The organism is Campylobacter sp. MIT 97-5078, from assembly GCF_006864455.1.
Classification (GTDB): Bacteria; Campylobacterota; Campylobacteria; order Campylobacterales; family Campylobacteraceae; genus Campylobacter_D.
On the sequence record NZ_QHLK01000001.1, the window covers coordinates 234,638 to 248,923 of the forward strand.

18 protein-coding genes are annotated in these 14,286 nt (G+C 34.4%); 3 read left to right on the forward strand and 15 right to left on the reverse strand.

Going from position 1 to position 14,286, the window contains the following annotated elements:
- The first annotated feature begins 169 nt into the window (after positions 1–169).
- Both pgsA and rseP read left to right on the forward strand, forming a co-directional pair.
- Positions 170–706 (forward strand): CDP-diacylglycerol--glycerol-3-phosphate 3-phosphatidyltransferase, encoded by a 537-nt coding sequence (gene pgsA / locus DMB91_RS01145; protein WP_034902868.1) that lies wholly within the window; start codon positions 170–172, stop codon positions 704–706.
- A complete protein-coding gene (gene rseP, locus DMB91_RS01150) occupies positions 703–1,812 on the forward strand; it encodes an RIP metalloprotease RseP (protein ID WP_034902871.1) in 1,110 nt (369 codons plus the stop codon). The genes pgsA and rseP overlap by 4 nt, the downstream gene beginning before the upstream one ends.
- Before the next feature lie 120 nt (positions 1,813–1,932).
- Here rseP and rplS read toward each other — a convergent pair whose 3' ends face one another.
- From rplS to DMB91_RS01225, 15 genes are all read right to left on the reverse strand, one after another.
- Positions 1,933–2,289 (reverse strand): 50S ribosomal protein L19, encoded by a 357-nt coding sequence (gene rplS, locus DMB91_RS01155; protein ID WP_034902874.1) that lies wholly within the window; start codon positions 2,287–2,289, stop codon positions 1,933–1,935.
- Positions 2,286–2,996: a tRNA (guanosine(37)-N1)-methyltransferase TrmD gene (gene trmD / locus DMB91_RS01160; RefSeq protein WP_034902877.1), complete on the reverse strand. Its 711-nt coding sequence runs from the start codon at positions 2,994–2,996 to the stop codon at positions 2,286–2,288. The genes rplS and trmD overlap by 4 nt, the downstream gene beginning before the upstream one ends.
- The gene (gene rimM / locus DMB91_RS01165) at positions 2,993–3,517 is read right to left on the reverse strand and encodes a ribosome maturation factor RimM (protein ID WP_034902879.1); all 525 of its coding nucleotides are present in this window, start codon (positions 3,515–3,517) and stop codon (positions 2,993–2,995) included. Before rimM ends, trmD begins: the two co-directional genes overlap by 4 nt.
- 3 nt (positions 3,518–3,520) lie before the next feature.
- Positions 3,521–3,766 carry a KH domain-containing protein gene (locus DMB91_RS01170; protein ID WP_034902881.1) on the reverse strand — a complete coding sequence of 82 codons (246 nt, stop codon included), beginning with the start codon at positions 3,764–3,766 and terminating at the stop codon, positions 3,521–3,523.
- 2 nt (positions 3,767–3,768) lie between these two features.
- Positions 3,769–3,996, reverse strand: a complete 228-nt coding sequence (rpsP, locus tag DMB91_RS01175; protein WP_034902883.1) for a 30S ribosomal protein S16 — start codon at positions 3,994–3,996, stop codon at positions 3,769–3,771.
- A 63-nt stretch (positions 3,997–4,059) separates the two neighbouring features.
- Positions 4,060–5,397 carry a signal recognition particle protein gene (ffh, locus tag DMB91_RS01180; protein WP_034902885.1) on the reverse strand — a complete coding sequence of 446 codons (1,338 nt, stop codon included), beginning with the start codon at positions 5,395–5,397 and terminating at the stop codon, positions 4,060–4,062.
- A 59-nt stretch (positions 5,398–5,456) separates the two neighbouring features.
- The gene (locus DMB91_RS01185) at positions 5,457–6,209 is read right to left on the reverse strand and encodes a pseudouridine synthase family protein (protein WP_034902889.1); all 753 of its coding nucleotides are present in this window, start codon (positions 6,207–6,209) and stop codon (positions 5,457–5,459) included.
- The gene (gene waaA / locus DMB91_RS01190; RefSeq protein WP_034902891.1) at positions 6,190–7,368 is read right to left on the reverse strand and encodes a lipid IV(A) 3-deoxy-D-manno-octulosonic acid transferase; all 1,179 of its coding nucleotides are present in this window, start codon (positions 7,366–7,368) and stop codon (positions 6,190–6,192) included. The genes DMB91_RS01185 and waaA overlap by 20 nt, the downstream gene beginning before the upstream one ends.
- Positions 7,365–8,120 carry a zinc ribbon domain-containing protein gene (locus DMB91_RS01195; protein WP_034902893.1) on the reverse strand — a complete coding sequence of 252 codons (756 nt, stop codon included), beginning with the start codon at positions 8,118–8,120 and terminating at the stop codon, positions 7,365–7,367. Before DMB91_RS01195 ends, waaA begins: the two co-directional genes overlap by 4 nt.
- 10 nt (positions 8,121–8,130) lie before the next feature.
- The gene (locus tag DMB91_RS01200) at positions 8,131–8,856 is read right to left on the reverse strand and encodes a Nif3-like dinuclear metal center hexameric protein (protein ID WP_034902896.1); all 726 of its coding nucleotides are present in this window, start codon (positions 8,854–8,856) and stop codon (positions 8,131–8,133) included.
- On the reverse strand, positions 8,843–9,706 hold the full coding sequence (gene glyQ, locus DMB91_RS01205; RefSeq protein ID WP_034902900.1) for a glycine--tRNA ligase subunit alpha: 864 nt from the start codon (positions 9,704–9,706) through the stop codon (positions 8,843–8,845). The genes DMB91_RS01200 and glyQ overlap by 14 nt, the downstream gene beginning before the upstream one ends.
- Positions 9,703–10,299, reverse strand: coding sequence for a DUF3972 domain-containing protein (locus DMB91_RS01210; protein ID WP_081946889.1), 597 nt, complete (start codon positions 10,297–10,299; stop codon positions 9,703–9,705). The genes glyQ and DMB91_RS01210 overlap by 4 nt, the downstream gene beginning before the upstream one ends.
- Positions 10,300–10,312: 13 nt before the next feature.
- The gene (purE, locus tag DMB91_RS01215) at positions 10,313–10,807 is read right to left on the reverse strand and encodes a 5-(carboxyamino)imidazole ribonucleotide mutase (RefSeq protein ID WP_034902903.1); all 495 of its coding nucleotides are present in this window, start codon (positions 10,805–10,807) and stop codon (positions 10,313–10,315) included.
- The gene (locus DMB91_RS01220) at positions 10,804–12,063 is read right to left on the reverse strand and encodes a peptidase U32 family protein (protein ID WP_034902906.1); all 1,260 of its coding nucleotides are present in this window, start codon (positions 12,061–12,063) and stop codon (positions 10,804–10,806) included. The genes purE and DMB91_RS01220 overlap by 4 nt, the downstream gene beginning before the upstream one ends.
- Positions 12,050–12,769: a hypothetical protein gene (locus DMB91_RS01225; protein WP_034902909.1), complete on the reverse strand. Its 720-nt coding sequence runs from the start codon at positions 12,767–12,769 to the stop codon at positions 12,050–12,052. The genes DMB91_RS01220 and DMB91_RS01225 overlap by 14 nt, the downstream gene beginning before the upstream one ends.
- 275 nt (positions 12,770–13,044) lie before the next feature.
- Between DMB91_RS01225 and glnA the strand changes: the two genes are divergently transcribed.
- Positions 13,045–14,286 (forward strand): type I glutamate--ammonia ligase (gene glnA / locus DMB91_RS01230; protein WP_143116760.1); only part of this gene is annotated, 1,242 nt, incomplete at its 3' end.

A 14,286-nucleotide genomic window follows, 5' to 3' on the forward strand; every position in this document is an offset into this window, starting at 1 on the left:
CAAATTCATCAAAATTAAGATAATAAACATACTCGTTATTTATATAAAAACCTATAAATATGGTAATTTACAGCAAATATAGAAATTCTAACATAAGATAAATAGACTTTTATTAACTCCTAATTGAGTTTTTTTCGTTATGATTGAGCCAAAAATTTAAGGTTTATTGATGAATTTACCAAATATCCTTGCTTCACTTCGTATATTGCTTGCACCTTTACTTTTTTTTGTGCTTACTTTTAAATTTGAAGACATTCATTCAAGCTGGATAAATTATTTTGCGACCTTAATTTTTGGCGTAGCTGCTCTTACTGATTTTTTTGATGGATACATAGCAAGGGCATGGGGACAAAAGACAAAACTAGGAGCCATACTTGATCCTTTAGCTGATAAAATGCTTTTGCTTGCTGCTTTTTTAGGGCTTTTACTTCTTGATAGAGCCAATGCTTGGGTGGTGTATCTTATCTTAGTGCGTGAGTTTTTTATCACTGGTTTTCGTGTGGTTATGCAGGCTGAAAATATAGATATTAGCGCTTCATTTGCTGGCAAACTTAAAACTGCTTTTCAAATGATAGCAGTGATTTTTTTGATGATGGAATGGATTTTTGGCGAAGCTTTGCTTTATCTTGCTTTGATATTGACTTTGTATTCTGGCTTAGAATATATCCTTATTTATCTTAAGCATAAACAAAGGATAAATAAATGAAGTCTTTATTGTTTTTACTTGCCATTATCATACTTGGGGTGTATTTTTACTCTGCAAGCTTTTTTGTAACCTTGCTTGTGATTTCTTTTTTGATCTTTTTTCATGAATTGGGGCATTTTTTGGCTGCAAAATCCTTAAAAGTCAAGGTTGAAGTCTTTAGCATAGGCTTTGGAAAAGCCCTTCTTGAAAAAGAATTTAAAGGCACAGCATATCGCTTAAGTGCCTTACCACTTGGTGGCTATGTTAAATTGAAGGGACAAGATGATTTAAAGCCGTGTAAAGAAGTGTTTGAAAAGGACAGCTACAGCGTCTTAAAGCCCCTGCAAAAAATTTATATACTCTTTGCTGGTCCATTTTTCAATCTTATCTTAGCCTTTTTACTTTATCTTACCATCGCACATTTAGGAGTAAGCAAACTTGCCCCAACTATAGGCTTTATAAGCCAAAACTCAACCGCTCAAAAAGCTGGCTTGAAGGTAGGAGATACTATACTTAGTGTTAATGGTGTGCAAATTTCAAGCTTTGATGAACTTAGAAAAGAGATTAAAAATGAGAGCTTAACCCTAGTTGTGCAAAGAGCTGATGAAAGACTTCGTATCACGCTTAGACCTGAACTTGGCGAGGGCTATAATGAGTTTTTGCAAATTGTGCGAAAGCCACTCATTGGCATAGCACCGAGCAATGAAAGCAGAACTTTTTACTATAAAGGCTTTGATGCTTTTATATATGCGTATGAGGAAAGTGTGCAGGCAAGCACTCTTATCATAAAAGGCTTAACTAAACTTATCGTGGGCGAACTTGATGCTAAGAATTTAGGTGGAGTGATTACTATGGTTGATTTTACTTCTAAAGCCTCACAACACAGCCTTGTAAGCCTTTTTCTCATCACAGCTCTTATCTCTGTTAATCTTGGCATACTCAATCTCTTGCCTATACCCATGCTTGATGGCGGACATATAGTGTTTAATCTCTACGAGCTTATCTTTAGAAGAAAGGTTCCAGCAAAAGCCTTTGAATACCTTAGCTACGGCGGTTTAGCTTTGCTTTTAAGTGTGATGATCTTTGCTACTTATAATGATATAGTAAGATTAGTTTTAAAACAATAAGCTCGTATTTTGATGGCTTGCTTTTACAATCCAAATAAAAGCAAAGCAAGAAAAAAGAGAAAAAGTAAATTCACAGCAAAAAACTTTCTTTGCTGTGAGATCTAGATCCACCTTAAAAAATTATTTTTTGAGTTCTTTGATACGAGCAGCTTTACCGCGTCTATCTCTAAGATAAAAGAGTCTTGCACGGCGAACGCGTCCTCTTCTAAGCACACTTATGCCCTCTAAACTTTCACTATAAATAGGAAAAATTCTTTCAACACCGATATTGTTTGCACCCATTTTACGAACGATAAAGGTTTCACCTGTGCCATTACCCCTACGAGCTATACAAATCCCTTCAAAGTTTTGAATTCTTGACTTATCGCCTTCTTTGATGCGAATAGCAAGCTTGAGCGTATCGCCTGCACGAAAGTCTGGGACTTTTTTTTCTTTGATTTGAGCATCTTCAAACTGCTGTATGTATTTATTTTTCATCGTTTGTCCTTAATCTTGCGTTTTTGATATAAGCTTGGATTGAAAAAGCTTGTTTTACACAACGCTAATTTTTCTTTTAAGCTTGCGATTTTAGCGTGATTTCCCTTTAAAAAGGCTGAAGGAGTGAGAAATTTTTTATTATTTTTTTCAAAAATAAAAGGCTTGCTAAAAGAAGGAGCTTCAAGCAAATCACTTTCAAAGCTTTCTTCATCAAGGCTTAAGCTATTGCCAAGCACACCTTTTATATTACGACTTATGGTATCACAAAGCACTAAAGCACCAAGTTCTCCACCCGTAAGCACAAAATCACCTATACTAAAAATTTCATTTGCAAATTCTTCACTCACTCTTTCATCAATGCCTTCATAACGCCCACACACAAAACAAATGTGCTTTTTGTCGGCTAAACGTTTGGCGTCTTTTTGGGTAAAGTTTTTTCCACACGGACTTAAAAATACAAAATGCACATTAAAGTCCTTTTTTTGCACACTATAAAGGCAATCGAATAAGGGTTGAGTTTGAAGCAAAAGCCCTGCCCCACCACCAATTTTATAGTTATCTACTTTTTTATGCTTATCGACGCTAAAATCTCTTGGATTATAAAACTCAAACTCCAAAAGTTCTTTTTGCTTAGCTCTTGCAAGTATAGAGTCCTTAAAATAGGGCTGTATAAGCTCTGGAAAAAGGGTGATAAAACTAAATTTCATAAACTTTTTAATAGCTCAAAAGCATTGTGAGTAAAGATCATTTTGTTTTCAAGCTCAACTTTTTGGATATATTTATCTGCATAAGGCACATAAAATTCTTTTGTAAAGCCTTGCTTGACAAGCTTTTCATCGGTTTTAATTAAAAAAAGATACGAAGCTGAAGTTTCAAGTATATCTATAACTTCGCCAAGCTTTAAATCCTCTTCAAACACCATACAGGCGATAATGTCAAAATAAAAATACTCATCTTTCTCAAGTTTGCAAGTTTGGCGGGTATGTGTAAGACTTTGATATAAAAGCTCGTTTGTGAGGGATTTAGCAAGCTCAAGATTTTCAAAGCCTTCAAAGAGGACAAGCTGGTTTTGTGGGTCAAATTCTTTAATGACGAGCTTTTCGTTTTTTTTATTTAAAAAGCTTGCCCCTTTTTTAAACTGCTGCATAAAATCGCTGAAATTATGAAGCTTTACAAAGCCCTTCAAGCCAACGCTTCTACCGAGTTTTGCTACAAGAACTTTATCCATAGATCATTCATCAAGGCTTTTTACGCTGACTTTATAGCTTGTCAAATCCTTGCTTTTGCACGCTGAAATCACGGTTTTAATCGCATTGATCATCTTGCCATTTTTGCCGATAAGCTTACCTGTATCGACTTTATCCGCATAAATGATGATTTCAGCAAAGTTTTCATCTAAATTTAAACGCTGAGTGCTGATCTTTTCTGGATAATCAGCGATGAGTTTTGCATATTCTCTTAAAAAATCTTCAACCATGATTATTTACTTGTGATAGTAGCCACTTTATCGCTAAGCTTTGCACCAACGCTTTTCCAATACATCAAACGTTCAGCATCAAATTTAATCACTTCTGGTTCTACCATAGGATTATAATATCCTATACTTTCTATCCAGCTTCCATCACGACGTTTGCGACTATCAGTTACTACTATACGATAAAATGGTCTTTTCTTGCGTCCCATTCTTGTAAGCCTAATCACTGTCATTTTTTATTCTCCTTAAAAATTTAAAATTTTATGTATAAACACCACAATGCTTATACATAAAATTTAAAATTTAGCTCTACTTTGATTCATCATCTGCATTAAATTTTGCATACCGCCTTTGCCTGAGAATTTTTTTGCCATTTTAGCAGCATTTTCAAACTGCTTGATATAGCGATTTACTTCCATTTGAGAAAGCCCTGCTCCAGCTGCTATCCTACGCTTTCTAGCATTATTTAACAAACTAGGATTTTGCCTTTCTTTTGGTGTCATTGAGCTAATCATAGCCTTCATATGAAGCATCTGACTTGAGTTTTCAAGATCAAGGTCTTTTACAGCATTTGCCATAGAACTCATACCCGGTATCATACCAATCAAAGACTTCATACTGCCAAGTTTGTTGATACTTTGAAGCTGTTCTAAAAAATCATTAAAATTAAACTCGCCTTTTTTGATCTTTTGATTGAGTTTTTTTGCTTCTTTTTCATCAATCACAGCCGCTGTTTTTTCAGCCAAACTCGCTAAATCGCCCTCGCCCATGATACGTCCAACTATACGATCTGGGATAAAAAGCTCTAAATCAGCCACCTTTTCACCAACACCAACAAATCTTAAAGGCACACCGCTTTGATGAGCTATACCCAAAGCAACCCCACCCTTAGTATCTGCATCAAACTTAGATAAGATCACACCGCTTAAATTTAAAGCCTCATTAAAGCTCATCGCAGTTTTAACCCCATCTTGCCCACTCATGGCATCAGCTATATAAAAAATTTCATCTGGATTTAAAGCTGTTTTAATATCCTTTAGCTCTTTCATTAAGGCTTCATCTATGGCTAAACGTCCAGCCGTATCCACAAGTAAGACATCATAATTTGCACTTTGTGCCTTTTTTAAGGCTTGTTGAGCTACTTTTAAGGCATTGCTTTCATTTTCTATATAAAAAAGATCAAAATCATTTGCCTCACAAAGCTGTTTGAGTTGTTCAACAGCGGCTAAACGTTGCAAATCACATGCTGCGATTAAAACTTTTTTATTGCGAAGTTTAAGATAATGAGCAAGTTTTGCTGTGCTTGTAGTTTTGCCACCACCTTGCAAACCTGTCATTAAGACTATAGTTGGGGGATTTGGAGCAAAAACAAAGCCTTGTTTTTTGCCAGTGAGACTAAGAATTTTTTCAAGATTGCTTTTAATGGCTTTTAAAAACTGATTTTGTCCTATGCCATTTGTTTTTAAGTCATTTTCGATTAAAACCAAAAGTTCTTTAACGACTTTATGATGCACATCAGCTTTTAAAAGGCTTTTTTTAAGGCTTTCAAGGGCATTTTTTAAGGCTTTTTCATCATCAACAAAACGCAATTTACTCACAGCAGTTTTAAAAGAATCACTAATTATCTCAAACAAAATTCTACCTCAGTTAAAATTAAAATATCTATTGTATAAAAAAAATGCTTTAAATGCCTTTAAAAAGCAAAATTTTTTAAATCAAAATCAAAAGCTTGAAAACTCTTATCTAAATCAGCCTTAAATTCATAGTCAAAAATGCCTATTTTATAGCTATGTAAATACATACGAGCTGCTTTTGAATGTGCATATTTTTCATCGCCCACAACCCCATGCTTGATAAAAGTAGCGTGAAGCCTGATTTGATGAGTTCTACCTGTAAGAATTTGCACTCTAGCAAGGGTTTTTTTAGCACTTACCATTAAAGGGGTAAAGATACTTATGGCACTAAGCCCATCTTTGCTGATCTTGCTTAAAGCACCTTGCTTATTTTTAAGAGTTAAAATAGGCTCATTAACTTCTAATTCTTGAGCTAAAATGCCCTCAAGTATAGCAATATACTCTTTTTTTACCCTTTGTTTTTTATACTCTTGTATAGCTTTTTGACGAAAATCTTCATCTTTACAAAGTAAAATCACTCCGCTTGTTTCTTTATCAAGGCGGTTTAAAAGCTTAGCCTTATATTCTTTTTCTAAGTTCTCACTCACTAAAGCAAAGGGTTTGTTTAGGGCGATGATCTTATCATCTTCAAAGATGATTTTTGCTTTTGCAACGTGCATAATTTTAAATTTGCTTTTTAAGGGTAAAAGCTCTCTTGCAATGCTAAGTTTTTTATTTCCTACAAAAACAAGTCCGCTATCTATAAGCTCTTTGGCGTAATTGTTTGAAATTTTTTCTTGTATGGCAAGGAGTTTATAGGCTTTTTCTTGCATAAATACCTTCTTTTATATTTGCTTTTATGCTTGAGATGATAGGCTCAAGGCTAAGCTCATTTTTGATTTTACTTGGGCTTAACTTTGAATGAATGAGCGTATTTAAGTCCTTAGGATTTTCACAAAAATACACATTTTCAACATGCTTATAAAGGGGGATTTGATTATGTATATGTGTGCCTGAGATGAGAATTTTTTGAAAATGAGCAATTTCTATGGGATTGTGTCCGCCAATACCTTTAAGAAAAGAGCCACAAAGCACGCTTATATCACAAATTGCGTAAAAATTGACAAGTTCGCCTAAGGTATTGATAAGCAAAATATCGCTTTGCATACACGAGCTTTCAAGCTCACTCAAACAAGCAAAGCTTAAATTATGCCTTAAAGCATATTCTTTTAAAAGTTCTTCAACTTTATCAAAACGTTCTGGATGACGTGGAGCAAGGCAAAGTATTTCATTTTCTTCGAGCTTGAAATTTTGAAGCAAAAGTTCTTCTTCACCTTCGTGTGTGCTGGCAAATAAAATAAGTTTTTTATTATTTTGTTTTTCATAGTGTTTGTTTAGCTGTGGTTTTAAAGCAACTTTGATATTAAAAAACTCATGCACATTTTTTGCTCCTAAGCTTTCAAGTCTTGTTTTATCAGCCTTACTTTGTGCAAAAACCTCATCGATGTATGAAAAAATCTTTTTATAAAAAAAAGCAAATTTTTGATATTTTGCAAAAGAAGGTTCTGAAATTCTTGCATTTATAAGTATGATTTTTGCTCCTTTTAGTTTTGCAATACACACAAGCATAAGCCAAAGCTCAGCCTCAAAGATCACTAAAACCTTACAAGGCTTAAGCCAAAAGGGGATAAAAATTTCAAAAGCAAGATAATTTAACTTTTTACAAAAGCTTTGTGCTTCTTTAAAACCTGTTTGAGTGATGGTTGTGATACGAGAATCAAAATTTATAGCGAGTTCTTTAATGCTTTTTACTTCTCCAAAAGAACAAGCATGAAAATGCACACTGGCTTCATCTTGATGAAGATTTTTATATAAAAAAAATCGTGCCTTAAAACTTTGCTTGTATTTTTCTTTACAAAAACTTAACACCAACAAAGGTAAGGCACAAAGGGCATAAATCAAACAAAGCAAAGCATAATAAAATAAAATCAACTCAAGCTTTCAGCCGGTTCTTTTTGATTTTTTTTCGTTTTTTCTAGGCTTTCATCTTTGTATAAAATACGACCACAATGCGGGCAAGTAACGATTTCTTCGCCTTTTTGCACAGCTAAATAAGTCTTGTCATAAATTTTCATAAAGCAACCATAGCAAGCTTGTTTTTTTACTGGCACGACGGCTGAGTTTTTTGCCCATTTGCGAATTTTTTCATAAAAGCTAAGAATTTTTTGATTCATTGTGCTTGTGAGTTTGCTTTTCTTTTCATAAATGAGGCTTCGTTCTTTTTCAAGCTCTCTCATTTTGCTTGCCACTTCAGCGTTAATATCCACAAGCAAGGCTTGTTCTTTTTCTTTTTGCTCTTGAAGCTCTTGTTTAAGACTTTCTTTAGACTCTAAAATTTTATCAAGTTTGATTATATCATCATTTGCAGCATCTAGTTGCTCTTTGACTATATCTTCTTCGATTTTTAAAGCATTGAGTTCTTTTTCAGTTTTAATGCTGGCTGATTTTTTGCTGATGTCTTTAAGACGTTCTGAAAACTCTGTTATGTGGAGATTATTTTGATTTTGTTCAAGTTTTATAGTTTTAATCTCTTCATCAAGTTTTAAGCAGTCTTCATCAAATTTAGCTATTTTAAGATGAGTATCTTTTAAAGTTTTGTTTACTTGCGTGATCTTAGGTTCAAACTCGTCAAGTTCTTTATCCACTTGTGATAAGGCTACAAGTTGCTCTAGGTATTTATTCATTGAATTTTCCTTAAAAATATTGGAATGGATTTTTGCAAACTGATATTATAGCGTTTAAGTTCAAATTTTGCAAGTGTTTTGCTAAAGAATTCGCAAAACAAATTTCACTTTCATAGTGTTTTATATCTATCAAAGAAAGTTTATTTGCCATAGCTTCACAAGCTTGATGATATTTAAAATCCCCACTTAAAAAACAATCTGCTTTTACAAAAGGAATTAGATCCCCTCCACTACCCGTGCAAATAGCTAGCTTTTTAAGCTCTTTTTTACCCACAAAGCTAGTGTGAATTTGCTTTAAATTAAGCTTTAGCTTAAGATGAGCAATAAGCTCATCAAAGCTTAACTCACAATCCACATAAGCTAAAAATCCTTCCTTAAAACTGATTCTAAAGCCTAAAATTTCCTCCACAAAATACGCATTTAAATGACTTTTATCATAATTTGTATGTAAAGAGATTAAGGCTATATTTTTACGTATCATTTCTTTTATAAAAGCTCTTGGATATGTATTTGAGCTAAGTTCTTTTAAGCCCTTAAAGATCAAAGGATGATGTGTGATAAAAAGCGAGTTTGGCTGGGCTTTTTCAATCAAATTTTCATCTATATCAAGGCTAAGATACACCGTGCTGATTTCATCATCAGCATTGCCAAGCAAAAGTCCGCTATTGTCCCAAGCTTCTTGGGTATCAAAAGGACTAAGCTTATCTAAAAAAGCATAAATTTCACTCAGTTTCATTTAAGCTTTCTTGATACACTAAAGCACATTGCTTTGAGAGTTCTCTAATTTTAAGCATATAATCTTGTCTTTGAGCTACAGAAATAGCTCCTCTTGCATCAAGTAAATTAAAGGTATGAGCCGCAAGCAAGCAATAATCATACGCTGGTAGAGCAAAACCTGCCTCAAGCACACTTTTGCACTCTTCATAAGCATTTTGAAACTGGATATTTAGCCTTTCAACCGAGCTTAACTCAAAGCTGTATTTGCTAAACTCAAATTCATTTTGCTTATGCACATCGCCATAAGTAATGACTTGTTTATTAAATTCATTCCACACTATATCAAAAACATTGTTTTTACCTTGCAAATACATAGCCAAACGCTCAAGACCATAAGTGATCTCGGCACTAACTTGCTTTACCGCAAAGCCCCCAACTTGCTGAAAATAAGTAAATTGTGTAACTTCCATACCATCAAGCCATACTTCCCATCCCAAGCCCCAAGCCCCAAGACTTGGACTTTCCCAATTATCCTCAACAAAACGAATATCATGATTTTTAAGATCAAAACCTAAGCTTTCAAGGCTTTTGAGATAAAGTTCTTGGATATTATCAGGGCTTGGTTTGATTAAAACTTGAAATTGATAATACGCTCCCAAGCGATTTGGATTATCCCCATAACGCCCATCAGCAGGACGTCTTGAAGGTGCTACATAAGCCACTGCCCAAGGCTTAGAACTTAAACTTCTTAAAAAAGTAGCCGGATGAAAGGTGCCTGCTCCAGCTGGAAAATCATAAGGCTGAACGATAACACAGCCTTGTTTTTGCCAAAAATCCTGCAGAGTTAAAATGATTTGAGAAAAAGTCATACTTCGCCCTTTGTTTCAGGCTGAACATTTGTTTTATTTTGAGAAGCAATGCTTTGATCAGAATTTGTAGAATTTGAAGCACTCACATTTAAAGTCGCATTTTCTACAGCTTTTAAAGCTGCTGTGCCGGTGAAATTATCCACAGCTTTATTCCACATAAGTTTATATTTTCTTTTCATAAACTCAAGCTCTTCCATAGTATGCTTAAGTTGCGAGTTTAAGCTGTCTATGACTTTTCTATCTTCATCATACAGCTCTTGCATAGAATAAAGTGCATCTTTTAAGAATTTATTTTCCCCTTTTAATGCATCTAAAGTCTCATCTTTAGCATCTAAAACTTTTTCATGCAAATTTAAAATCGTGCCTATAGTTTTTTCAACAAAGCTTTCTCCAGCTAAGCTCATAGAGCTTACCACGCTTGTTTTGTCCTTAGAGCTTGGGACAACAGAAAAAGTGCCTTGATGGGCTTCTATATAAATTTTACCATCCTCTTCTTTGAAATTCAAAGTATTGTTTGCCATCATGGATTTTACTACATCTTCATTTAAATGCACGAGTTTGCAAAACTCATCAAGTTCTAGATATGTTTGCATCTTTTTTCCTTTTTTAAATTCTTACTTCAACACTAAGGCTATCGTTGATCAGCTTTTCTTCTTGGGCTTTTCTGTCTTCAAGCAAAGTTTTTGCAAGCTTTTCGTCATTTAAAGCTAAAATTTGAACTGCTAAAATTGCAGCATTAACAGCCCCTGCCTTCCCAATAGCTAAAGTTGCTACAGGTATACCACTTGGCATTTGTAAAGTAGAAAACACGCTATCCATAGAAGCTAAATTTAAGCCAGACATTGGCACACCTAAAACAGGTTTAGTTGTATGTGCTGCAACTGCTCCAGCTAAATGAGCCGCCATACCAGCTGCAGCGATAAAAACCTTTGCACCTTTTTGTTCAGCTTCTTTGATATACTCGCTTGTTCTTTCTGGGCTTCTGTGTGCTGAAGTGATGATGAGTTCGTATTTTATGCCAAATTTTTCAAGTGTATTTGCAGCTTCTTTCATCACTTCATAATCACTCTTACTTCCTATAACTATGCTTACAAAGCTCATATTATTTCCTTTCTTAAAAAACTAAATTCAGGAAGTTTGCTTGGCATTTTAATCTCATTTTCATTGCCACTGTGGATTTCTTTAAATTCTTTATTATTTTTTGCTATAAGTTTTTTAAACTCAACAAAATATCGATCATTTTCCTTAAAAATCACGCCAAATTCATTATCTACAAGCTCTATCTTACTTTCAAGTGGAGCTAAAATTTCATAGCTTTGACAAGGCTTGATCTTACCCTTGCACTTAAAAAATTCCCCATCTTCACTAAAGGCTTCTACTTGATGAGAGCCAAGTTCTAAGCTTGAGTAATGGCTTTGCGTATCAGCTTTTTCATAGGCTCTTGAGATCAAGTATCCATCTGTAAAACCTCTATTTTTTAAGGTATGAATTTCAGCTTCATATTTTTTGGCTTGAAACTCACCTCTTAACACATCTTCAATCGCCATTTTATAGGTTCTTGTTGTTAAAGCCACATAATACTCACTTTTTGTTCTACCCTCTATCTTAAAAGCATTCACGCATTCTTCTTTCATAATCTTTTCTATGTGCGAGCTTAAATTTAAATCCTTTGAATTAAAAATATGCGTTCCGCTTTTATCTTCTTCAAGGCGGAATAAAACCCCATTTTCTGGATTTTTAGCATAAAGCTCATAGGAAAAACGGCAATCATTTGCACAAGAGCCTCTATTACTCATACGCCCACTTTGCACTGAACTGATCAAGCAGCGTCCAGAATACGCAAAACACATAGAACCATGCACAAAGGCTTCAAGTTCTAGCTTTGGGCAATGCTCTTTAATGATTTTTGCGTCTTTAAGCCCTAATTCTCTTGCGATAACTATCCTTTTTGCACCCAAATCCTCATAAGCCTTAGAATCAAGATAATTTAAAATATTAGCTTGAGTTGAAACGTGCAAATTGATCTCAGGAGCAAGCTCTTTAACCAAACGCATAGCCCCAATGGAAGCGACGATAAAAGCGTCTGGCTTCATTTCTTTAAGTCTTAAGATATGTCTTTTTAAGCCTTCTATTTGAGTGCTTAAATGAAAGCCATTTATAGTAACAAAAATCTTTTTACCCAAGTTATGAGTATAGTGTATAGCTTTTTCAAAACTTTCATAATCAAATTCCTTTGCTACACGAGAGCGTAAAGAAAAATGATTTACCCCAGCATAAACAGCGTCAGTTCCATAAGCTAAGGCTATCTTAAGCTTTGAAAAATTTCCTGCTGGAGCAACGATCTCAGGCTTGATCACTTTTTTGCCCTAGGCTTGTGATTAAGGCTTCTATATCATCATTGCTTACCACATTTTCAGTCGAGTCGCCATTAATATGCACTGCTGAACCTACACGTTTATTATCATCAATCTTACCTTCAAATAAAGAACTCATATAACGATTTAAAGCACGTATAACATTAATCGCTCTTTCGATTTTTTGTCGGTGTATGTCTTGATACTGCATCGCATCCATCGCCATCATCGCTTCATCTTGTCCAGCTTCAAGCCATTCAATGATTTCAGAGATGATACTTTGACTGCTTTGATTGCTTTGTAAAGCTTGTCGAAAGGTTTGAACATTTGGGAATTTTTCACTTAAAATGGAAAAAATTTCTATATTTTTCTTAAAGATTGCGTCAAGTTGTTTGAGTGATGTTTCTGAATTTGAGAAATGATTGCTCATAATTTCAAGTCTATCAAGCTGTTCAATAGCCTTTTCTTCACTATCTCTAGTTACATCATCAAGTTGATGGACAACCTTATGTTCTTGATTTGGCGGCGGAGGAGGCCAAGCAATGTGTGATGAGGATTTATAATCTTGTGATTTTATACCATCTACTATATCACCATACGCTGTTTTATGATTTGGATCGTTTTTGGGTTGCTCATTTTGGGAGTTAAGTTCATCAATATTTACCTTTTCCTTATCGCCCATCAAAACATCAAGTTCTTCTTGAGTCATTTCTTTTCCTTAAAAACTGATTAAATACAATTTTTTATATTTTTTTAGCAATATAATTATATTCAAAATTTTTAAAATATCAAATAAAAATATGCAAAAATTCACAAAAAGCTTTTTGTTGTGTTAAATTTATAAAGCAATTGTCTTTGTTTTTTTAGTTTTTATAGCTATAGGATAATTCTTTATTATTTTGAATATATTTTTTTTATTAATTTAAGCTTAATTAAATAATTTTATGATACAATTTCCTCAACTTAAATTTTGAAGGAGAAAAAATGGGAAAATTTGTAAAAAGTGTTGATGATTTTTTTGATTTTTGCAAAAAAAATGAAGTTGCCTTTGTGGATTTTAGATTCACTGATATAATAGGCACTTGGCACCATATCACTTACAATATCCATGCGATTAAAAAAGATCATTTTGAAGAAGGAATTCCTTTTGATGGTAGCTCTATAGAAGGTTGGCAGCCGATTGAAAAATCAGACATGATCTTAAAGCCAGATGCACAAAGTGCTTTTTTAGATCCTTTTACGGCTGATATTACTATCATCGTTTTTTGTGATGTGTATGATATTTATAAAGGACAAATGTATGAAAAATGCCCAAGGAGCATAGCTAAAAAAGCTATGGCATATCTTGAAGAAAGTGGTGTTGCTGACACGGCATATTTTGGACCAGAAAATGAATTCTTTATCTTTGATAGCGTGCGAATTGTGGATAATATTCATTGTGCAAAGTATGAAATAGACACAGAAGAAGGCGAATGGAATGATGATAAAGACTATGTAGATGGCTATAACACAGGGCATCGCCCACGCACTAAGGGAGGCTATTTTCCAGTTCAACCAATTGATAGCATGGTAGATTTAAGAGCTGAAATGGTGCAAACTCTTGAAAAAGTAGGACTTACAACCTTTGTTCATCATCACGAGGTTGCTCAAGGACAAGGCGAAATAGGTGTAAATTTTGGCACCCTTGTTGAAGCTGCTGATAACGTGCAAATTTATAAATATGTCGTAAGAATGGTTGCTCATCTTAACGGCAAAACTGCAACTTTTATGCCAAAACCGCTTTATGGAGACAATGGAAATGGTATGCACGTGCATATGAGCCTTTGGAAAAATGGAGTGAATTTGTTTTATGATAAGACAGGCTATGGTGGGCTTAGTCAAACTGCTATCCACTATATAGGTGGAGTTTTAGCTCACGCAAGAAGCGTAGCTGCTTTCACAAATCCAAGTTCAAACTCATACAAACGTTTAATACCAGGTTTTGAAGCACCTTCGATTTTAACTTATTCTTGTCAAAACCGCTCGGCAAGTTGTCGCGTGCCTTATGGTATAGGCAAAAACTCAGCTCGTATCGAAATGCGTTTTCCAGATAGCACTTCTTGTCCATATTTAGCCTTTGTGAGCTTGCTTATGGCTGGACTTGACGGCATTAAAAACAAAACTATCCCAATTGGACCAATGGATGAGAATCTTTTTGAACTTACCCTTGATGAGATTAGAGAAAAA